At 71.0% G+C, this 21,106-nt stretch carries 14 protein-coding genes; 11 read left to right on the forward strand and 3 right to left on the reverse strand.

Translation table 11 applies throughout. The features are described 5' to 3' along the window. Positions 1-16: 16 nt before the first annotated feature. From gatB to AB0I23_RS02025, 9 genes are all read left to right on the forward strand, one after another. Positions 17-1,525 carry an Asp-tRNA(Asn)/Glu-tRNA(Gln) amidotransferase subunit GatB gene (gene gatB / locus AB0I23_RS01985; RefSeq protein WP_359105970.1) on the forward strand — a complete coding sequence of 503 codons (1,509 nt, stop codon included), beginning with the start codon at positions 17-19 and terminating at the stop codon, positions 1,523-1,525. A 106-nt stretch (positions 1,526-1,631) separates the two neighbouring features. Then, positions 1,632-2,891, forward strand: coding sequence for an SLC13 family permease (locus tag AB0I23_RS01990; RefSeq protein WP_359106241.1), 1,260 nt, complete (start codon positions 1,632-1,634; stop codon positions 2,889-2,891). Positions 2,892-3,032: 141 nt separating this feature from the next. Then, the gene (locus AB0I23_RS01995) at positions 3,033-5,144 is read left to right on the forward strand and encodes a phosphocholine-specific phospholipase C (protein ID WP_359105972.1); all 2,112 of its coding nucleotides are present in this window, start codon (positions 3,033-3,035) and stop codon (positions 5,142-5,144) included. Positions 5,145-5,195: 51 nt separating this feature from the next. Then, on the forward strand, positions 5,196-6,722 hold the full coding sequence (locus AB0I23_RS02000) for a hypothetical protein (protein WP_359105974.1): 1,527 nt from the start codon (positions 5,196-5,198) through the stop codon (positions 6,720-6,722). A 165-nt stretch (positions 6,723-6,887) separates the two neighbouring features. Continuing rightward, positions 6,888-9,107, forward strand: a complete 2,220-nt coding sequence (locus AB0I23_RS02005; RefSeq protein WP_359105976.1) for an MMPL family transporter — start codon at positions 6,888-6,890, stop codon at positions 9,105-9,107. 21 nt (positions 9,108-9,128) lie between these two features. After that, positions 9,129-9,683, forward strand: coding sequence for a GNAT family N-acetyltransferase (locus AB0I23_RS02010; RefSeq protein ID WP_359105978.1), 555 nt, complete (start codon positions 9,129-9,131; stop codon positions 9,681-9,683). An 86-nt stretch (positions 9,684-9,769) separates the two neighbouring features. Further along, positions 9,770-10,450: a hypothetical protein gene (locus tag AB0I23_RS02015; protein WP_359105980.1), complete on the forward strand. Its 681-nt coding sequence runs from the start codon at positions 9,770-9,772 to the stop codon at positions 10,448-10,450. 282 nt (positions 10,451-10,732) lie between these two features. Beyond that, entirely contained in the window at positions 10,733-10,906 is a 174-nt protein-coding gene (locus tag AB0I23_RS02020) for a hypothetical protein (protein ID WP_359105981.1), read from the forward strand. Positions 10,907-10,964: 58 nt separating this feature from the next. Next, on the forward strand, positions 10,965-14,093 hold the full coding sequence (locus AB0I23_RS02025) for a helix-turn-helix transcriptional regulator (RefSeq protein WP_359106243.1): 3,129 nt from the start codon (positions 10,965-10,967) through the stop codon (positions 14,091-14,093). 60 nt (positions 14,094-14,153) lie between these two features. Here AB0I23_RS02025 and AB0I23_RS02030 read toward each other — a convergent pair whose 3' ends face one another. The 3 genes from AB0I23_RS02030 to AB0I23_RS02040 form a co-directional block, all read right to left on the reverse strand. Beyond that, a complete protein-coding gene (locus tag AB0I23_RS02030) occupies positions 14,154-14,405 on the reverse strand; it encodes a DUF6191 domain-containing protein (protein WP_359105983.1) in 252 nt (83 codons plus the stop codon). A 30-nt stretch (positions 14,406-14,435) separates the two neighbouring features. Continuing rightward, positions 14,436-15,596, reverse strand: a complete 1,161-nt coding sequence (locus AB0I23_RS02035; RefSeq protein ID WP_359105985.1) for a PQQ-dependent sugar dehydrogenase — start codon at positions 15,594-15,596, stop codon at positions 14,436-14,438. A 191-nt stretch (positions 15,597-15,787) separates the two neighbouring features. Then, positions 15,788-16,744, reverse strand: a complete 957-nt coding sequence (locus AB0I23_RS02040; RefSeq protein ID WP_359106245.1) for an aldo/keto reductase — start codon at positions 16,742-16,744, stop codon at positions 15,788-15,790. 154 nt (positions 16,745-16,898) lie between these two features. Here AB0I23_RS02040 and AB0I23_RS02045 point away from each other — a divergent pair, with 154 nt between their 5' ends. Next, complete coding sequence (locus AB0I23_RS02045; RefSeq protein WP_359105987.1) at positions 16,899-17,849, forward strand: 2-hydroxyacid dehydrogenase; 951 nt, start codon at positions 16,899-16,901, stop codon at positions 17,847-17,849. Positions 17,850-18,035: 186 nt separating this feature from the next. Beyond that, positions 18,036-20,972, forward strand: coding sequence for a putative bifunctional diguanylate cyclase/phosphodiesterase (locus tag AB0I23_RS02050; protein WP_436846859.1), 2,937 nt, complete (start codon positions 18,036-18,038; stop codon positions 20,970-20,972). The last annotated feature ends 134 nt before the right edge of the window (positions 20,973-21,106 follow it).

Raw genomic sequence — 21,106 nt, forward strand, 5'->3', positions numbered from 1 at the left:
GAGGGAAAGTTTCACCGTGACTGTCACTGACCTGGTGCCGTACGAGGACGCCCTCGCGACGTACGACCCCGTCATGGGCCTCGAGGTCCATGTCGAGCTCGGCACCAAGACCAAGATGTTCTGCGCCTGCTCCACCGAACTGGGCGCCGAGCCGAACTCGCAGACGTGCCCGACCTGCCTGGGGATGCCCGGCTCCCTCCCGGTCGTCAACGCGATCGGCGTCGAGTCCGCCATCAAGATCGGTCTCGCGCTCAACTGCGAGATTGCCGAGTGGTGCCGATTCGCCCGGAAGAACTACTTCTATCCGGACATGCCGAAGAACTTCCAGACCTCGCAGTACGACGAGCCGATCGCCTTCAACGGCTATCTGGACGTCCAGCTGGAGGACGGGGAGACCTTCCGGGTGCAGATCGAGCGCGCCCACATGGAGGAGGACACCGGCAAGTCGCTGCACGTCGGCGGCGCCACCGGTCGTATCCACGGCGCGTCCCACTCGCTGCTCGACTACAACCGCGCGGGCATCCCGCTCATCGAGATCGTCACCAAGCCGATCGAGGGAGCCGGTGCGCGCGCCCCCGAGGTCGCGAAGGCGTACGTCGCCGAGCTGCGTGAGCTCATCAAGGCGCTCGGCGTGTCCGAGGCCCGCATGGAGCAGGGCCAGATGCGCTGCGACGTGAACCTGTCGCTGCGCCCAAACGGCACCGAGACGTTCGGTACGCGCTCCGAGACGAAGAACGTGAACTCGCTGCGTTCCGTCGAGCGTGCCGCCCGCTACGAGATCCAGCGCCACGCCGCGGTGCTGAACTCCGGCGCCGAGGTCGTGCAGGAGACCCGGCACTTCCACGAGGACGACGGCTCCACCACGGCCGGCCGCATCAAGGACAACGCTGAGGACTACCGCTACTTCCCGGAGCCGGACCTGGTTCCCGTCGCTCCGGCCCGCGACTGGGTCGAGGAGCTGCGCAAGGGACTTCCCGAGCTGCCGCGCGTACGCCGCAACCGGCTGCGCGAGGAGTGGGGCGTCTCCGAGTTCGACATGCAGTCGATCCTCAACGCGGGCGCCGTCGACCTCATCGTCGCCACGACCGAGGCGGGCGCCCAGTCGGACCAGGCCCGCAAGTGGTGGATGGGCGAGCTGGCCCGTCACTCCAACGAGACCGGCACCGCCCTGGACGAGCTGGCGATCACCCCGGCGCAGGTCGCCCGGGTGACCGAGCTCGTCGCCTCCGGCGACCTCAACGACAAGCTGGCGCGCCAGGTCATCGAGGGTGTCCTCGCGGGCGAGGGCGACCCGGACACCGTCGTCGAGAAGCGTGGCCTGAAGGTCGTCTCGGACGAGGGTGCGCTGGGCACGGCCGTCGACGAGGCCATCGCCGCCAACGCGGCCGTCGCGGACAAGATCCGCGGCGGCAAGGTCGCTGCGGCGGGCGCGCTCGTCGGCGCGGTCATGAAGGCCACCCGCGGCCAGGCGGACGCGGCCCGCGTCCGCGAGCTGATCCTGGAGAGGCTCGGCGTCGAAGGCTGAGTCCTTCCTGCCGCTGCACGCAGATGAAGGGGGGTGCACCCGTTGACCGGGTGCACCCCCCTTCCGTTTCTTCTTCCTGTTTCTTCCCGCGTCCGGAGAGAGTCCGCTGAACACCGTCACCGCCGAAATCGTCTCCGTCGCGCTCCTCCTCGCGGTGCTGGCGTTCGCCGTCGTACGCCCCAGAGGGCTGCCGGAGGCGACCATTGCCGTACCCGCGGCCCTGCTGCTCGTCGTCATCGGCGCCGTGCCGTTCGCCGACGCCCGGGCCCAGATCGGCAGTCTGCTGCCGGTGGTCGGCTTCCTCGCCGCCATTCTCGTGCTGGCCCAGCTCTGCGCCGACGAAGGGCTTTTCGTGGCCGCCGGCGATCTGGTCGCCCGGCTCTGCCGGGGGCGGACCGGGCCGCTGCTCGGCGGAGTCTTCGTCGTCGCCGCGCTGATCACGGCGGTGCTCAGCCTGGACGCGACGGTGGTTCTGCTGACACCCGTCGTCCTCGCCACGGCCGCCCGCGTCGGCGCCCGTCCCCGCCCGTACGTCTACGCCTGCGCGCATCTCGCCAACTCGGCATCCCTGCTGCTTCCCGTCTCCAACCTCACCAACCTTCTGGCGTTCACCGCGAGCGGCCTCTCCTTCACCCGCTTCGCCGCGCTGATGACCCTGCCGTGGCTGGCGGCCATCGCCGTCGAGTACGTCGCCTTCCGCCGCTTCTTCGCCGCCGACCTGGCAGCGGGCGCGCATCCGCCGGAACCGGACGAGGACGGGCCCGGCGTCCCGGTGTTCACCCTTGTCGTCCTCGCTGCGACGCTGGCGGGCTTCGTCGTCACGTCGTTCGCGGGTGCGGAACCGCTGTGGGCGGCGCTGGCCGGGGCGGCGGTCCTCGCGGTCCGTGCGCTGGGGCAGCGGAAGACCACGGTCAACGGGCTGGTGCACGCCGCCAATCCGCTGTTCTGTCTGTTCGTCCTCGCCCTGGGCGTCGTCGTCAAGGCGGTCGTGGACCACGGCCTCGGCACCGGGATCGGCACGCTCCTGCCCGACGGTTCGTCACTGCCCGCGCTGCTGGCGGTGGCCACGGTGGCGGCGGTGCTCGCCAACCTGATCAACAACCTGCCGGCGATCCTGGCCCTGCTCCCGGTTGTCGCGGCGGCCGGACCGGGACCGCTGCTCGCCGCGCTGATCGGGGTGAACCTCGGCCCGAACCTCACCTACGTCGGCTCGCTCGCGACCCTGCTCTGGCGCCGCATCCTGCACACCCATGGCGCAGCACCCGAGCTCGGTCACTTCACCCGGCTCGGGCTGCTGACCGTACCGGCGACGCTGGCCGCGTCGACGCTCGCACTGTGGGGAGCCCTGCACACGATCGGGGTGTGACCGGCATTTCCACCGGGTAAGCGGGTTGGACTTTCCCGGGCGACCTCTTGGACGTTCACCGCCGGGCCGTGCTGCGGCCTTTCCGCAGCCACCTGCCTTCATTAGCTTCCCCGCTGTAGGACCGGACTCGGGAGGCTCAACTTGACCACGGACATTTCACGGCGACGGCTTTTCGCACTGGGTGGTGGCGCGCTCGGCGTCGCGGCGGCCGGTTCGCTGCTGCCGCCGTCGCTGCAGGCCGCGATGGCCGCCCAGCCTTCGCCTGCGGCGGGGTCCGGCGGTGGGCTCGGGGACATCAGGCACGTGGTGATCCTGATGCAGGAGAACCGTTCCTTCGACCACTACTTCGGGACCCTGCGCGGCGTACGCGGGTTCGGCGACCGCAACGCGATCGAGCTGCCCTCAGGGAAGCCGGTCTTCGAGCAGCCGGGCGCGGCCGGCACCTCCGTGCTGCCCTTCCCGATCCGGGACGCCGCCGCGACGCAGAAGAAGGACCTTCAGTACATCGGCGCCCTCGACCACTCATGGAGCGGCGGCGGCAAGGCATGGGCCGGCGGCTGGATGAACGGCTGGGTGACCGCGAAGACGGCCGCCACCATGGCGTACTACGATCGCCGCGACATCCCGCTGCACTACGAACTGGCCGACACCTTCACCGTCTGCGACGCCTACCACTCATCCATCCACACCTCCACCAGCCCCAACCGCAACCACCTGTGGAGCGGGAAGACGGGCTTCGAGGCGAACGGCAAGCGGGCGGTCGGCAACGACGCGTACAACGAGGGCACCCATCAGGGGTACGACTGGTCCACGTACGCGGAACGGCTCGAGGAGGCCGGGCACAGCTGGAAGACGTACACCGAGTGGGAGAACTTCACCGACAACCAGATCGAGTTCTTCGCCACCTTCAAGGCGATCGCCCGCAAGGCGCTGGCGAAGACCGGTGGCCACACCTACATGGAGTCCTTCTACGCGGCCGTCCGTGACACGGACGACGCGGCGGAGCGGGCCAGGCTGCTCGGTCTGCTGGAGGACGGTGTCGCCACGCTGACGGACTCGGAACGCAGCCTGTTCGAGAGGGCGTTGCGCCGGGTCGAGACCGGCACGCTGGCCGACGCGTTCGCTGCGGACGTGGCGGCGGGCACGCTGCCCGAGGTCTCCTACCTGGTGCCGTCGGCGGTCGACTCGGAGCACCCGAGCGTCTCCTCCCCGATCCACAGCGCGACGATCGTCTACAAGGTCCTGGACGCGCTGGGCAAGCACCCCGATGTCTGGCGGCACACCGCCGTCGTCATCAACTACGACGAGAACGACGGCTTCTTCGACCACGTCCCGCCGCCCGTCGCGCCGCCCGAGGTGACCGATGAGCAGTGGGACTCCAAGCCCACCGGCCTCGGCGTACGGGTGCCGCTGCTCGTCGTGTCGCCGTGGACCGTGGGCGGCTACGTCTGCTCCGAGGTCTTCGACCACACCTCGGTGATCCGCTTCCTGGAGCGGTGGACGGGTGTGAAGGAGCCGAACATCAGTGACTGGCGGCGCACCGTCACCGGCGATCTGACCTCCGCGTTCGACTTCACGCGCGGGCAGCGCAGGCCCGAGGTCGAGCAGCCGGGCACCATTCCGCCGTTCAGCGGACGGTGGCAGCCGAAGCCGCCGGCCGTCCAGCAGATGCCCGTGCAGGAGCCCGGCGTCCGGCCCGCCCGTCCGCTGCCGTACCAGCCGGACGCCCAGTCGACCGTGGCGAACGGGGCAGTGCGGGTGGCCCTCAGCAACACGGGCCGTTCGTCGGCACACTTCGCGCTCTACCCGTACGCGGGCGAGTTTCCCGTACCGCAGCACCGGGATGTACGGGGCACGGCGCAATGGACGGTGCCGCTCACCGGTGACGCGTACCGGTTCACGGTGACCGGGCCGAACGGCTTCCGCCGCGAGTTCGCAGGACCTGCCGTCGGCGGACCCGAGGTCGCCACCTGGATCGATGCCCATGAGCGCGATCTTCACGTCACCCTGCGCAACACGGGGCAGCGGACGCTCACCTTCACCGTCCGGCCGCTGGGGTACGTCGACGAGGCGGACCTGCGCGACTGGACCCGGACCATCAAGGTCAAGCCCGGTCGGAGCCGTACGGTTGTCCACTCGGCCGCCGACGCGCACGGCTGGTACGACCTGTCCGTCACCGTCGACGGGGACGACGTGTTCCGCCGCCGGCTGATGGGGCACATCGAGAACGGCCGGGCGAGCGTCTCCGGCTGACCGCCGCAGATACCCGGAACCGCGCCCCGTGCGACGGGCATATTCACGATCATGACTGAACCGATCGAGAACTGGTCCGCCGTCACGACGGGGTCCGCCCAGGACCAGGCGGACCCCGTCGTCCTGGAGTGCGCCCGCCTGCTCGCCGCCGAACCGGGCGGCGAGCAGGCCCTCCCGCTGACCTTCGCACTGGTGGGCATGGCGCCGTACATCGTCCGGCGCCAGGGCGCCCCGGTCGGGCGGGCCGCCGTCGACGCGCTCGGCACCGCGGCGCAGGCCCTGGAGGCGCGGCCGTGCGGGCACGAGACGCATCCGTACCTCACGGCCCTGGAGGAGTGGGACACCGACGCGGACGGACTGCTCGGTGCACCGGACGTCCAGGTGCCGCTCGACAGCCGGGAGGCGGCGGAGGCCTGCCCCCGCAACGCCGCCGGATGGGCCACGATCGCCGCCGACGTGATCCTGCCGGGCAGCACCGCGGAGATCCCGCAGATCGTCCCGGAGAACCATCAGCAGGCCATCGGCAGCCTGAACGGTGTGCTCAACGACCATCCGTACGGTGATCCGTTCTGGGACCTGGAGCCCCACGCCGCCCCGCCGCGCGTCCTCACCCGCGCGAGCCTCGCCGGATACGTCGTCGTCGCCCACGCGAGCTGCTGGTACGTGGGTTCGGGCCGGATCAGGCGGCGGTCGCTGCTCGACGACATGATCGAGGGACTGGACTCCGTACTGCCGCTGCTGCCGGACGAGGAGTGCGCCCACCAGGACGGTGAGCACCCGGGGCTGGACGGGGGCACCGACAGCCAGGCCCGGGACGGCATCCAGCTGCAGAGCCCCGGCGGCAGGGCCGGCCTGCGCGAGGACCACGAGGACGGGTACGGGGCGTCGCTGGAGGCATGGACCTGCACCACGTTCCTGCGCAGGCTGGCGGTCGAGGCCCGCGACCATCTGAGTGATGCGGTCGACGAGCTCTTCGGCACCCGTGACACGGAGCATCTCGACGCGGTGTATCCGCTCCCCGACGGGCGCCTCGACATCAAGCCGCTGAGCGAGCGGTATGCGCCGTACCGGGACGAGACGGCGTCGGCCGGTGCGGCCTTGTGGGCGGCCCGGCGGTACGACGAGATCGGCCCCGACGGGAACCCGCTCGACCGGACCGTGCTGCTGCTCCTCACCTCGGCGGCAGCCGACACCCTGGAGCTGCCGTACGGCGTCGCGCGGGAGATCCTGGGGATCCTCCGTGACGCTGCCGCCGCTCTCCCCGCCGGCGCAGCAGGCGCCGAGTGCGCGCACCCGGGCGGCCATGTGCCCGGCAGCGAGCGCAGCGCCGACCGCGCCGCTCACATAGCCCACCTCTATGTCCCCGACAACTGCCCCGCACCCGGGACCGACAGCGGCTTCGGCGGCGAGCCGCGCACCTGTCCCGTCCATCTCGCGGAGGCCGTGGCGAAGGGCATCGCCGAGATCGAGGAGCGGTACGAGGACGAGCTGCAGGCGGAGGAGGAAACGGAGGAGGAGCCGCAGCAGGAATCCATGGAGGCGGGGTCGAGTCGTCGGAGGGCAGCGCGCGGTCAGTAACCGGCAGTGCGTGTAGGGGAGATATCAGTCCCTGTGAGCATCGCCACGAAACGGGCAAAGGATCACTGACGGCTGCCAGAGTGACGATTCTCAGGCCATGTGTTCTTTGCGGCCTGTTCACCAGATCTCGCGCAAAGTTCCATAAATCACCAGGGAGCATGTCCGTTGGCTGCCATCGCCCGCTGGTGCATCAGGCACCGTCTCCTCGCCGTTCTCATCTGGCTGCTCGCCCTCGGCGGCGCGGCCACCGCGGCGGGGTTCGCGGGGTCCGCCTACTCCAACAACTACGACGTGCCCGGCACCGAGTCCGAGCGGGCGACCGACCTGCTCACGAGCGGATTCACGGACCTCGGCGGCGACACCGACACTCTCGTCTGGCACACCAGCGACTCCACCGTCCGCGCCGCCGACGTCCGGCAGACGATGACCCGGACCCTCCACGCGATCGAGCAACTGCCCGGCGTCGGCGGCGTCACCGGGCCCTACGGAGCCTCCGGCGCGGGGCAGATCAGCGCGGACGGACACACTGCCTACGCCACGATCACCTTCGACCATCAGGCCGACGACATCCCGGTACAGCAGGCCCGGTCCGTCGTCGCCACCGCGAAGGCGGCTGCCGGCGACGGACTCCAGGTGGAGCTGGGCGGCTCCGCCGTCGCCCTGACCGAGGCACCGTCCGCCCACCTCAGTGAGGCCGTCGGGGTGCTCGTCGCCGCGGTCGTCCTCTTCCTCGCCTTCGGTTCGCTCGCCGCCAGCCTGCTGCCCATCGCCACCGCCCTCGTCTCGGTCGGAACGGCGTACGCGGGCATCGTGCTGCTCGGGCACCTGATGACGGTCGCCGACTTCGCCCCCATGCTCGGCATGCTGATAGGGCTCGGCGTCGGCATCGACTACGCGCTGTTCATCGTCACCCGGCACCGCAGAGGACTGCGGCGCGGCATGACGGTCGCCGAGGCGGCGCAGAACGCCGTCGCGACGACCGGGCGCGCCGTCGTCTTCGCCGGAGCCACCGTCTGCGTCGCACTGCTCGGCATGCTCATCCTGCGGCTCGGGTTCCTCAACGGAGTCGCGATCGCCGCCTCGCTCACCGTGGTGCTCACCGTGGCCGCCTCGGTGACCCTGCTGCCCGCGCTGCTCTCCTTCATCGGGATGCGGGCGCTGAACCGGCGCGAGCGCAAGCAGCTCGCCCAGCACGGACCGCAGCCCGAGCTGCCCACCGGTTTCGCCGCGCGCTGGTCGGATTTCGTCGAACGCCACCCCAAACTGCTCGGCACGGTCGCCGCCGCGGTCATGCTCGTCCTCGCACTGCCCACGTTCGCGCTCCATCTCGGCAGTTCCGACCAGGGCAACAACCCCGCGTCGTCCACCACCCGGCAGGCGTACGACCTGCTGGCCGACGGATTCGGGCCCGGCGTCAACGGCCCGCTGACCATCGCCGCGCAGCTCGACGGCGCCGACGACCGGCTCGCGATGGACGCTCTGCCTGCCACGCTCCGGGCCACCGACGGTGTGGCGTCGGTCGGCCCGGTCACGTACAACAACAGCGGCGACACCGCGTTCGTCACCGTCGTCCCGACCTCGTCGCCGCAGTCGCAGGAGACCAGCGCACTCGTCGACCGGCTGCGCACGGACGTCCTGCCGCACGCCGAGGCGAACACCTCACTGCACACCCACGTGGGCGGCGTGACCGCCGGCTACGACGACTTCGCCCGGATCATCATCGGTAAACTCCCGCTCTTCGTCGGCGCCGTCATAGGGCTCGGCTGCCTGCTCCTGCTGCTGGCGTTCCGGTCGATCGGCATCCCGCTGAAGGCGGCCGCGATGAATGTGGCCGCCGTCGCCTCCTCGTTCGGCGTCGTCGTCGCGATCTTCCAGTGGGGATGGGGGAGTGAACTGCTGGGGCTGGGCAGCGCCGGGCCCATCGAACCCTTCCTCCCGGTCATCATGGTCTCCGTGCTCTTCGGCCTCTCCATGGACTACCAGGTGTTCCTGGTCGGCCGGATGTACGAGGAGTGGCTGGAGACGGGCGACAACCGGCGGGCGGTCCGGGTCGGCCTCGCCGAGACCGGCCGGGTGATCAACTCCGCCGCGGTGATCATGATCTCCGTCTTCCTCGCCTTCGTCCTCAGTGGAGACCGGGTCATCGCGATGTTCGGCATCGCGCTCGCCGCCGCGGTCGCCCTGGACGCCTTCGTCCTGCGCACCCTGCTGGTCCCCGCCCTGATGCACCTGCTGGGCGGCGCCAACTGGTGGCTGCCGCGCCGTCTGGACCGATGGCTGCCGCGCATCAGCATCGAGCCCCCCGACTGCCGGACCCCGCGTGCGAAGATTCTTTCGGCGCGCAGGACGGAGGACGACGAACCGGCCGCGCAGCGCGTCCACTGAGAAGACAGCTGAAGGAGCACGATGTTCGCGGTATCCCTGGGTGACGACGGTGCGGAACTGCGCCCTCTGGAGGTCTGGCAGGCGGAGGAGTTCCTCGCCCACATCGACCGGGCCCGCGAGCTCGTCGACCCGTGGATCCCGTTCGCTGCCTTCGCCACCGATCTCGCGTCGGCGCGCGCCCTGCTGCAGCGGTACGCCGACAAGCAGGCGGCCGACACGGGCCGGCTGTACGGCATCTGGCTGGACGGCACGCTCGTCGGCGGCGTCCTCTTCCGGATCTTCGACACCGAGTCGGGGAACTGCGAGGTCGGCTGCTGGCTGGAGTCCGCGGGAGAGGGGCGCGGTCTGGTGACCAGGTCGGTGCGGAAGCTGATCGACTGGGCGGTCGAGGAGCGCGGGATGCACCGCGTGGAGTGGGTGGCGTCCTCCGCCAACACCCGCAGTGTCGCCGTCGCGAAGCGGCTCGGTATGACGCGCGACGGGGTGCTCCGCGAGAGCTACCCGTACCGGGGGACGCGGCACGACTCGGAGATCTGGTCCGTGCTGGCACCTGAGTGGCGCGCTCAGCGGGGCTGAGACGGGACTGCTGCCCGGGACGGGTCCGCTCCTGACCGCCGTGGACGTTAAGAGGGTTCTCATCCGGGCCGCCTAGCGTGCGGCGCATGAACCCCACGACGTCCAAGACCACCGAAGCTCCTACCGCCGAGGCGCCCGAAGCCACCGATGCGACACCCACGACCCTTGTGAAGGACGCGTCGGGTGCGTCGGATGTGTCCGACGAGGTGGAGGGCGAAGCCGAGGGCGGGCGGGCGCCGGGCGACGCCGACGGTCTCGACGGGAACAGTGCCGATGCCGATGCCGATGCCGATGCCGATGCCGACGCCGACGCGAACCTCGACTTCGATACGAAGGATGACGACATCGACCGTGCGCCGTCCGGGCTCGCCGCGGCCGCCGCGGCCGTCGTCGCCGCCGGCCTCGGCGTCGTCGGCCTCACCGGGGCATGGTCCGGCCGGGTCGCCGCCGAGCGGGAGACCCTGCTGGGCCAGATGAAGACCGCCTCCGGTGGCTCCGTGGCCCAGCAGATCTCCGAGATCTACGGCGACGCCTGGCACGCCACCGCCCTCGTCAACGGCCTCTTCGCGCTCCTCGCCCTGCTGGTCGGCGTCTTCGCCCTGGTCCGCCCGGCCTTCGGCGCACCCGCCCGGGACCCGCAGCCGGGCTGGGTCCGCGCCGTGGCGACCGCCGGAATCGCACTCGGTGCCCTCGGCGTACTGATCTCCGTCGGCATGTACTTCGACCTCATCGTCGCCCTGCCGACCGCGAGCGCCGCCGCCGGCTAGAGACAGTCGATCGGGCCGCCGCCAGGGATGGTCGATCGGCAGTACGCACCGATCAGCGGTGCCCTAAGGCATCCGCACGGGGGGCCTTGGTCCGGATGCGGCACCTGCCGCGCGCGGCTAAGGCCCCCGCCCCACGGAGATGCGGAACTCGCCCGATGCGGCGGCACCCCCTGGAAGACGAAAGTAGAGGCACGGCAGAGAACGAGCCCGGCGGAACCGGGCCCGTCGCACCAACTGCCCCTCCACCAGGCCGCACAGGCCGTCGATATCCAGGAGAACCACATGTACGCGTACGACCTCCACAAGATCAGGGAAGCCGAACTCCTGCACCGGGCCGAGCGCGAGCGTGTCCTCCAGCAGGTCCGCCGGGACCGCCGCGCCGCTCGCCGGTCCGGACGCAAGGAGGACGAGGGGGCGGTGAGTTCGCTCCGGAACCGGTTCGTCCACGCCGCGTAACAGGCGTGCGATGAGCGCCGAGTACCTTCCCGCCGTCACGGTGTCGCACCCATGTGCGATGCTCGGCGACGTGGAGACCAGGTCTGTCAGTCCCGTGTTCGTCGGTCGCGCAGGCGAACTCACCTCGCTCACCGATGCGCTCGCCCGCGCCACCGCCGGACACCCCGACAGCGTCGGGGCGCCCGGCGGAGAGCCACAGGCGCTGCTCATCGGTGGCGAGGCCGGCGTCGGCAAGACGCGGCTGGTCGAGGAATTCCTGATCGCGGCCGGCCGCCGCGAGGCAGTCGTCGCCGTCGGCGGCTGTGTGGAGATCGGCGCCGACGGGCTGCCGTACGCCCCGTTCTCCACGGCCCTGCGCGCCCTGCGCCGCACCCTGCCCGACGAGATGACCGCAGCCTGCGCCGGGCAGGAAGGTGAACTGGCCCGGCTCCTGCCCGAACTCGGCGAGGCCGACCGGGACGCCACCGACGAGCACGGCACAGCACGCCTCTTCGAGCTCACCGCCCGGCTGCTGGAACGCATCTCCGCGGACCGGCCCGTCGTTCTCGTCCTGGAGGACCTGCACTGGGCCGACGCCTCCACCCGGCACCTCCTCGCCTACCTCTTCCGCACGCTGCGCAGCGGCCGTCTTGTCGTCATCGGCACCTACCGGGCCGACGACATCCACCGCCGCCACCCCCTGCGCCCCCTCCTTGCCGAACTGGACCGCCTCCGCACCGTCCGCCGGATCGAACTCGCCCGGTTCAACCACGCCGAGGTCCGCCGTCAGCTGACCGGCATCCTCGCGGCCACCCCCGAACCCGCCCTCGTGGACGAGATCTTCGAACGCTCCGACGGCAACGCCTTCTTCGTCGAAGAGCTCGCCTGCAGCCTGGAGTGCGGCGACAGCGCAGGACTCTCCGACTCGCTCCGCGACCTCCTGCTCGTCCGCGTCGAAGCGCTCTCCGAGGACGCCCAGAAGATCGCCCGGATCATCGCCGAGGGCGGCTCCACCGTCGAGTACGAACTGCTGGCCGCCGTCTGCGGGCTTGCCGAGGACGAACTCATCGAGGCGCTGCGAGAAGCCGTCGGCGCCAACCTGCTGCTCACCACTCCGGAGGGCAACGGCTACCGCTTCCGGCACTCGCTGGTCCGCGAAGCCGTCAGCGACGACCTGCTGCCCGGCGAACGCTCGCGCCTCAACCGCCGCTACGCCGAAGCCCTGGAAGCCGACCCCACGCTCGTCCGCACGGGCGAACGCGCCACGCGCCTGGCGAGCTACTGGTACGGCGCCCACGATCCGGCCAAGGCCCTCCCCGCCGTACTGAAGGCCTCCGTCGAGGCCCGCCGCCGCTACGCCTTCACCGAGCAACTCCGGCTGTTGGAACGCGCGATGGAACTGTGGGACGACGTCCCCGACGAGATACGCCGCACCCTGCGCCCCATCGACTACGCAGAGGTCTACCCGGCCTGTGGCTGCGACCCCGAGACCACCCCGCTCCGTTATCTCGACCTGATGGCCGAAGCCACGGTTGCCGCCCGCTTCGGCGGCGAACGCGAACGCGCCCTCGCCATCTCCAAGAAGGCCATGCGGGTCCTGGACGACGACCCCGATCCGCTCCGGGCCGCCTGGTTCTGGGTGCAGCGCTCCCGGCTGATGCAGGACCTCACCCGGGGCGACGGCTGGCAGGAACTGGCCATCGCCCAGGACCTGGTCCGTGGCCTGCCCCCGTCCGCCGTCCACGCCGATGTCCTCATGAGCGTGGCCGGATGGGGTGCCATGCACCGCCCCGGCGCGGAGACGCTCGCCGCAGTCGACCGGGCCGTGGAGTACGCGCAGCTCGTCGGCGACGAGTACATCGAGCTTCACGCCCGGCTCACCCGCGGCTGGCTGACCGCCGATGCGGGCGGTGTCGACGAGGGCATCGCCGAGATGTACGCCGTCCGCGACCGGGCCGATGAACTACACCTCGTGGGCATCATGGGCCGCGCCAGCATCAACCTCCCCTCGACGCTCGAAGCCATGGGCCGCTCCCTGGAAGCGGTCGCCGCCGCGGACCACGGCATCGAGGTCTGCCACAGCCACGGTGTCGCCGACATCGAGGCGTGGGTCCGCACCAACCAGGCGACGTCGTACTTCTCCCTCGGCCACTGGGACGAGAGCCGGGCGATCACGGATGCGGCGGCCCGCACCGCCCAGTCCCGCAAGGCGCAGGGCCTCGTGGCCGCGCGCCGCACCGAGCTGGCCCTCGCCCGCGGCGACTTCGCCGAGGCCGAGATCCAGCTCGCTCTGACTCAGCGGCACTTCGGTTCACGCGACCCGCAGCCCCAGCACCTCATCAATCCCGTTCGTCATGTCATGACCCTGGCCGTGCAGCAGGGGCGCCTGCTGGAGGCGCGGGCCGCCTTCGAGGCACAGGCGGAGCTGGGTTTCCCGCCCGGTACCCAGCGGTACGCACTGCCGCTCCTCCATACCGCCGCCGCGGCGGAGGCGGACGCCCGCGGGCTGCCCGCCACGGAGCCCGGCCGGCCTGCGGTCCTCGCCCTCATCCGCAAGCACCTGGGACAGCTGCCCATGTTCGTCCCGGTCTGGGCCGCGTACGGTCTGCTGATCAACGCCGAGCTGGCCCGGGCCGAAGGCGCCGACACCCCCGACCACTGGTCCCGCGCGGCCGCCGCCTTCGCCCCCCTCTCCCGCCCGTACGAACAGGCCCAGGTCCACCACCGCTGGGCGGAGGCCATCCTCGTCGCGTCCGGTGACCGTGCCACGGCGGCCGGTCTCCTGCGCGACGCCCACAGCATCGCCGAACGGCTCGGTGCGCGCCCGCTGACCGAGACCATCGAGCTGCTGGCCGGACGCGCGCGCATCACGCTCGCCCCCTCCGCCGACGAGATCCCGATCGCCGTCACCGTCCCGGCCGAGGCGGGTTCCATGGACGGGGCCGCGGAGCGGGAGCACTCCGAGGACCTGCTCCAGGACGCGGCCGCCGCGGCAGTGGAGTCGTTCGGGCTGACGAGGCGCGAGCAGGACGTGCACCGGCTTGTCGCTGCGGGGTATACGAACCGGCGGATTGCCGAGGAGCTGTACATCTCGCCCAAGACCGCCAGCGTGCACGTCTCGAACATCCTTGCAAAGCTCGGCGTCTCCAGCCGTGGAGAGGCTGCGGCCCTGGCGCACCGTCTCCGCCTGTACCGGGGCAATCCTTAGCGAGGGGGCGGGGCCGGCGCGGTGAGTGGGCACCGGGGCCGCACAGTGACCGTCCCGTCCTCAATCGCCGGACGGGCTCGAAGGGTTGGAGAGGGCCTCGGTGTCCGCTGGGCTCTGCCGCGGGGTTGGTGGGGCTGATGGGGTGTCCTCCCGACCGGGGACGCGCACCGTCACCTTTCCCGAAGCCAGGTCAATCGGGCCGCGGGCGGGGTCGCCCGTGTTCAGGTCCACCCGGGTCAGTTCCAGTCGCTTCTGTTCCTCCGCGGCGTGCTTGCGGCCTGGGGCGAAGAGTTCCTCGAAGAAGTTGAACACCGGATCGCACCCTTTCGCCTGCTGTCGCCGCTACCGCACCTGGAGCACCAGGACTCTGTCGTCTCCCGGTTTCGGGGTGCCGCGGGTGTCCGTGTTGCTCGTGGCCAGCCAGAGTCTGTCGCCGCCGCCCGCTGCGAGCACCGTGCGCAGACGGCCGTACTTCCCTTGCAGAAACGACTGGGGGGCCGCCAGGGGTTCCTTGCCCGGGTTGCCGGACAGCGGAATCCTCCAGAGCCGCTCACCACGCAGGGTCGCCATCCAGATCGAGCCCTGGGCGAAGGCGATCCCGCTGGGCGATGCCTCGGACGGTCTCCACTGTGCCACGGGGTCGACAAAACCCTTCTTGCCCACCTTGCCCTCGTAAGTCGGCCAGCCGTAATTCCCGCCGGGCACGATCTGATTCAGCTCGTCCCAGGTGTCCTGCCCGAATTCGGACGCCCACAGCCGTTTCTGCCCGTCCCAGGCCAGGCCCTGCACATTGCGGTGCCCGTACGAATACATCAGCGAGCCGGGCACGGGGTTGCCCGGTGCCGGTCTGCCGTCCGGGGTCATCCGCAGGATCTTGCCCGCCAGGGACTTCTTGTCCTGTGAGAGCTCCCTTTTCTGCCCTGTCTCGCCCGTGCCCGCGTACAGCATGCCGTCCGGGCCGAAGGCGATACGGCCGCCGTTGTGGATGTAGCCCTTGGGGATGCCCAGCAGGATCGTGTGCGGTGCACCCAACTGCCGGCCGGGAGCCTTGCCGGTCCCGTCGTACCGCATGCGGGCGATGCGGTTGTCGGACGCGGTCGTGAAGTACGCGTACAGCAGATGGTCCGTGCCGAACGCCGGGGAGACCGCGATCCCCAGCAGCCCGCCCTCCCCGGCGGGCGACACGCCGGGCACGGTGCCCAGCAGCGTCTGCTTCCCGGTACTGCCGTCGATCCGGGTGATCGTTCTCTCGTCGCGCGAGGACACCAGCAGATCGCCGCCCGGCAGCTCCGCCAGCCCCCAGGGAGAAGCGAGCCCTTCCGTCAGCGTCGACACCACCTTCACCGAGCCCTTCGCCGTCGGTGGCGAGGAGGATGGTGAGGAGGACGGCGAGGAGGGCGCCGTGACGGGTGCGCTCGAGGTGCGGGCCTGTGTGTTTCCCGAGTCGCCGTTCGACGAGCACCCCGCGGACAGCAGCAGCGAGCCCGCGGCCAACGCGGCCACTGCCGCGAAACGTGCGCCCCGGCGGATGAGCGGGTGTCCCGCAGGGGTTCTCGGCGATCCGAATACAGCAATGCGCACAGCACCGGTCCCTTCGACGGCTGCCTGACTACTGTTCCTACACCGCAGCCCGGTCCCGGGTTCCGCAAGCCCACGAACTTTCTCGGCGGGTGCGAGGCCCGCACCCCCCGCCCTCAGTCCCACGACCCCCGCGCCCGCGGCAACCGCGCGATCTCGGCCAGATCCTGGGCCGTCAGCTCCAGCCCGGCCGCCCCCGCGTTCTCCACCGCCCACTGCTCCCGCTTCGTGCCCGGCACCGGCACCACATGCGGGCCCTGTCGCAGCACCCAGGCCAGCGCCACCTGGGCCGGAGTCGCTCCGTGCCGCCCGGCGATCCGGCGCAGCCCCACCACCAGCGGCTGGTTGGCCGCCATCATCTCGGCCGTGAACCGCGGATGCCTGGCCCGCAGATCGTCCGGCTCGAAACCCTGGCCCGGCGTCAGCGTGCCCGTCAGGTAGCCGTTCCCCAGCGGCATCGCGGCCAAGAGGCCCACACCCCGCGCCTCGCACCACGGCAGCAGCGTGTCCAGCGCCTCCGGCGACCATACCGAGAGTTCCGCCTGGACCGCGCTCACCGGAAAGACCTGCTGCACCCGCTCCAGCTGCCGGATCGTTCCGTCGTGCATCCGCGCCCCCGGCCGGCGCGAGGCCCGCGCCCCGACCGCACTCAGCCCGAGCGCCCGCACCTTCCCCGCGGTGACCAGCTCCGCCATCGCCCCCCAGGTCTCCTCCACCGGCACCTCGGGGTCGGCCCGGTGCAGGTGGTACAGATCGATCACATCGGTCTGCAGCCGGCGCAGCGACGCGTCACAGGCCCGGCGCACATAGCCGGGACGGCCATTGGCCACGATGTGCTGATCGCCCACCAGCAGCCCGCACTTGGTGGAGACGAACGCCTCGTCCCGGCGCCCCTTCAGCGCCCTGCCGATCAGGAGCTCATTCGTGAAGGGGCCGTACATGTCGGCCGTGTCGAGCAGGTCGACACCCGCGTCGAGCGCGGCGTGCACCGTCCGCAACGCACGGTCACCACGCTGCTGCGACGCGCTGTACGCCCAGCTCATCGGCATGCAGCCGAGCCCGACCGCGCCCACGGCGAGCGCCGCCGCCCCGAGACTCCTGCGCTCCAACTCCCCGAACCCTCCTTGGTACCCCGCCCGGCGGGGCACTCGGCCCCGCCGTCAGGGGACCGCACCGCACCCAAAAGTAACCTCTGCCGCCCGCCGGGCTTCGCATAGCCTCCTGACCATGACTTCTACGAAGACTCCCGACGTATGGCTGCCGATTCCGGCCGACGAGATCGAAGGGCTCCCCCAGGGTCTCAACTACCGGTTCTGGGACGGCGCGCAGGACTTCCCCGCCGATCCCGCTGACTGCGCCTTCTACGTTGTTCCCTACATGAAGGGCCTGGAGATCGCGGTCCGCCCGCTCGCCGGGATGAGGGCCGTGCAGGTCGTGCAGACGCTCTCCGCGGGCATCGACCACGTCCAGCCGGGGCTCGGCCAGTTGCCCGCCGGGGTGCGGCTGTGCAACGCCAAGGGGGTCCACGAGGCCTCGACGGCGGAGCTCACCCTCGCCCTGATCCTTGCCTCGCTGCGCGGCTTCCCCGGATTCGTCCACGGACAGGACAAGGAGGAGTGGCGTTCCGGTTTCTACCCGGCGCTTGCGGACAAGTCCGTACTGATCGTGGGGTACGGATCGATCGGCGCCGCCATCGAGGACCGGCTCGCACCCTTCGAGTGTGCGCGGGTGGCGCGCGTCGCGCGCTCCGCACGGACAACTGCGCGCGGTCCCGTGCACACGCTCGACGACCTGCCCGCACTGCTGCCCGAGGCCGACATCGTCGTCCTGTCCACTCCGCTGAACGCCTCCACGCAAGGGCTGGTGGGCGCCGACTTCCTGGCCGCGATGGCGGACGGCGCGCTGCTCGTGAACGTCGCGCGCGGCGGCGTCGTGGACACCAAGGCCCTGCTGTCCGAACTCGAGTCCGGCCGGCTCCGCGCCGCCCTCGATGTCACCGACCCCGAACCGCTGCCCGCCGGCCATCCCCTCTGGCATGCTCCGAACGTCCTGATCACGCCGCATGTGGGAGGCAGCACTTCGGCATTCCTGCCGCGTGCCGGGCGCCTGCTGGCCGGCCAGCTCACCCGGTTCGCAGCGGGGGAGCCGGTGCAGAACGTCGTACTCACCACCGGCTGACCACGGTGTGGATCCGTTCCACAGCACACCGCGTCGACAACTCCCCAGATCGTCACGGAGAGTAGAGGGACTATGTCGCTGTGTGACGGGTCTGGTGTATCGTCCCGGGTGGGGGGCTGCGTTGTGGAAGGGGCGGCACCGGGGTGGCAGCGGAACGCGAGGGGGGCGACGGACGATGTACGGCCGATGGACGAACGATCCGACGCGACAGGGCGGTCGCCGTCGACCGCCGGGCCGGCCGCCCCGCCGGGCCCGCGCCCATCCGATGACATCGGGGGCACCCCGGTGAACGACCCGGCGAGCGCGCTCGGGGCGCTCCTCTCCCGGCAGCCGACCGCCGGCGGGGCCTCCGGCCTGGTCTCGCAGCTCCTCCTCGGCCTCGTCTGCGGTGGTTACGCCGTGGGGGCGGCCCTGGGCTGGGGCTCGCCCGAACTGGCACTCGTCATGGGCGACTTCGGCCTCAGCGGTGCCGCCCTGATCGCTGCTGTCTCCTGCTTCCTCTACGCGCGCGCCGCGGAGAACCGCTTCCGGCCCGCCTGGCTGCTGTTCTCGCTCTCCTCGCTGATGGCCGCCGGGGGAAACGCCGTCTGGGGGTGGTACGAGGTCGTGCTCGGGCTCCCGGTGCCCACCCCGTCCCTCGCCGACGTCTTCTACCTCTGCTTCGCCCCGCCCGCGATCGTCGGACTGCTCGTCCTCGCCAAACGCCCCGTCACCCGGGCCGGCTGGGTCTGTCTCGTACTGGACTCCTGGCTGATCGGCGGATCGCTCCTGACCCTGTCCTGGAGCCTCGCCCTCGCCCACACCGCGCACCTCGCGGACACCGGGGGGACGAGCGTGGCCCGTGTGGCGCTCTCGTTGGCCTATCCGCTGCTCGACATCGTGCTGGTCTCCATGGTCCTCGCCCTGCACTTCCGGCGGTCCGCCGTCAACCGCTCCGCGGTGAACACGGCCATTGCCGCCCTCGCCCTGACCGTCCTGTCGGACGCGCTCTTCACCTCGCCGCTGCTCCGCCAGACCTACCACTCCGGCCAGTTGCTGGACGCCGGCTGGTTCGCCGGGTCGCTGCTCCTCGCGTACGCCCCCTGGGGTGCGAACCGGGCGTCGGACAACGCTGTCCACCAGCGCACCGCCGCGCGTTCCACCAGCCGCCCCATCGCCGGATCGCTGGCCGCCCTGACGCCGTATCTCGCCGCCGCCGTCTGCACCCTCGGTATCCTCTACAACGTCATCGAGGGCCGCAGGGTGGACCGCGTGGTGGTGTTCACCGGCTGCACGGTGGTACTCGCCCTGGTCGTCCGGCAGGGCATCATGCTCGTCGACAACATCGCTCTCACCCAGGAGCTGGCACAGAAGGAGAACCACTTCCGCTCCCTGGTCCAGGGCTCCAGCGATGTCATCATGATCGCCGCACCCACCGGCATACTCCGGTACGTCAGCCCCGCCGCCTCCGGGGTGTACGGGCGCGAGGCCGACGACCTGATCGGCGCCGAACTCGCCTCGATCATCCACCCCGAGGACCTGGGGCGCGTGGTCCACGAGGTGCGGCGGTTTCTGGCCGCCCCGCCCAGCGAGGAGCCCACCACCCGGATCGAGTGCCGGTTCAGGTCCGGCACCGGTGACTGGCTCAATGTCGAGTCCACCGTCAACCGCCACCAGGGCGGGCTGATCCTCAACAGCCGGGACGTGACCGAACGCGTCCGGCTCCAGGCCCAGCTGCAGCACAACGCCGAGCACGACCCGCTCACCGACCTGCCCAACCGCGCCCTGTTCACCGATCGGGTCCGGCAGGCCATCGGTGGCCGCCGTTCCGGCGACCCCGGCACCGCAGTGCTCTTCATCGACCTCGACGGCTTCAAGGCGGTCAACGACCGGCTGGGCCATCAGGCGGGCGACGAGCTGCTCATCCAGGCCGCCCGCCGCCTCCAGGAGTCCGTACGGGCGGGGGACACCGCCGCCCGCCTCGGCGGCGACGAGTTCGCGGCGCTGATCCTCGGCGACGGCACCCGCGACCAGTCGGCGCGTGAGTGCCAGGTCCACGAGATCGCCGACCGGCTGCGCCTCACGCTCTCCCAGCCCTACCGGATCGGCGGCGGCGAGGTCCGCGTCGCCGCCTCCATCGGCGTCGCCTTCGCCGAGCCCGCCATCACCCCCACCGACCTCATGCGCAATGCCGACCTCGCCATGTACCGGGCCAAGGCGGGCGGCAAGGACCGCGTCGAGCTGTACGCCCCGCAGATGCAGGCCGAAGTGGTACACCGCTCCGAGCTCGCGGCCCGGCTGCGCACCGCCCTGCGGGACGGCGAGTTCGCCCTGCTCCACCAGCCCGTGATCCATCTCGCCACCGGCAATGTCGCCGCCGTCGCCGCGCAGGCCCGCTGGCGCTCCGCCCAGGGCATCCTGTTCACCCCCGCCGAGTTCCTCCGCGTCGCCGAGGACAGCGACCGCACCGCCGAGCTCGGCAGGTGGCTCCTCGAGGAGGCCGTCGAGCAGGCCGCGGACCGGGCCGGGGCCGGACACCACGTCTCCGTGGCCGTCCGGCTCTCCGCCCGCAGACTGCTGGACAAGGCGATGCCGTTCGGCTCCGTCGAGGCCCTTCTCACCCGCTACAGCCTGCCGTCAGGGGCGCTGATGATCGAGGTCTCCGACAGTGATCCGCGGATCCCCTTCGACGAGCTCGAACAGCGCCTCGTCGCGCTGCGGCGGCTCGGCGTGCGGATCGCGCTCGACGGCTTCGGCAGCGGTTACGCCGCGATCAACGCGCTGCGCCGGCTCCCCATCGACGTCCTGAAACTGGACCGCGGTCTCGTCGAGGGCGTGGTGGAATCGGCCCGGCTGCACAAGATCACCAGCGGGCTGCTGAGGATCGCCTGCGACCTCGGTCTGCAGTCCGTGGCCGACGGGCTCGACGTGCCGGAGCAGGTCCTCGCGCTGCGGGCCATGGGCTGTACACACGGGCAGGGAATGGCCTTCTCCGGGCCTCTGGACGAGTACCGGCTGCGCCGCGCACTGGCCCGTGGTGAGTTCCCGGTGCCCGGTGGTCCGGTCGCACAGCCCGTCCTGGCAGGCGGCTCGATCCCACTCCTCAGCGGCTCACATGGTGAGACGCCCGTCCCACCCACTTGACACGTCGGGCGCGTCGGAGGGAAGGTCAATGCCATGCGCACCCGAATTCTCGTACTTGGAAAGCGCGTCGGCTGAAGCAGAGTCCCTCATTGACACTCTGCGGACCACACCGGCGCGCTCCCCTCGCTTGCCTC

It is taken from the genome of Streptomyces atratus (genome assembly GCF_040655115.1).
In the GTDB taxonomy this organism is placed as follows: Bacteria; Actinomycetota; Actinomycetes; order Streptomycetales; family Streptomycetaceae; genus Streptomyces; species Streptomyces atratus_D.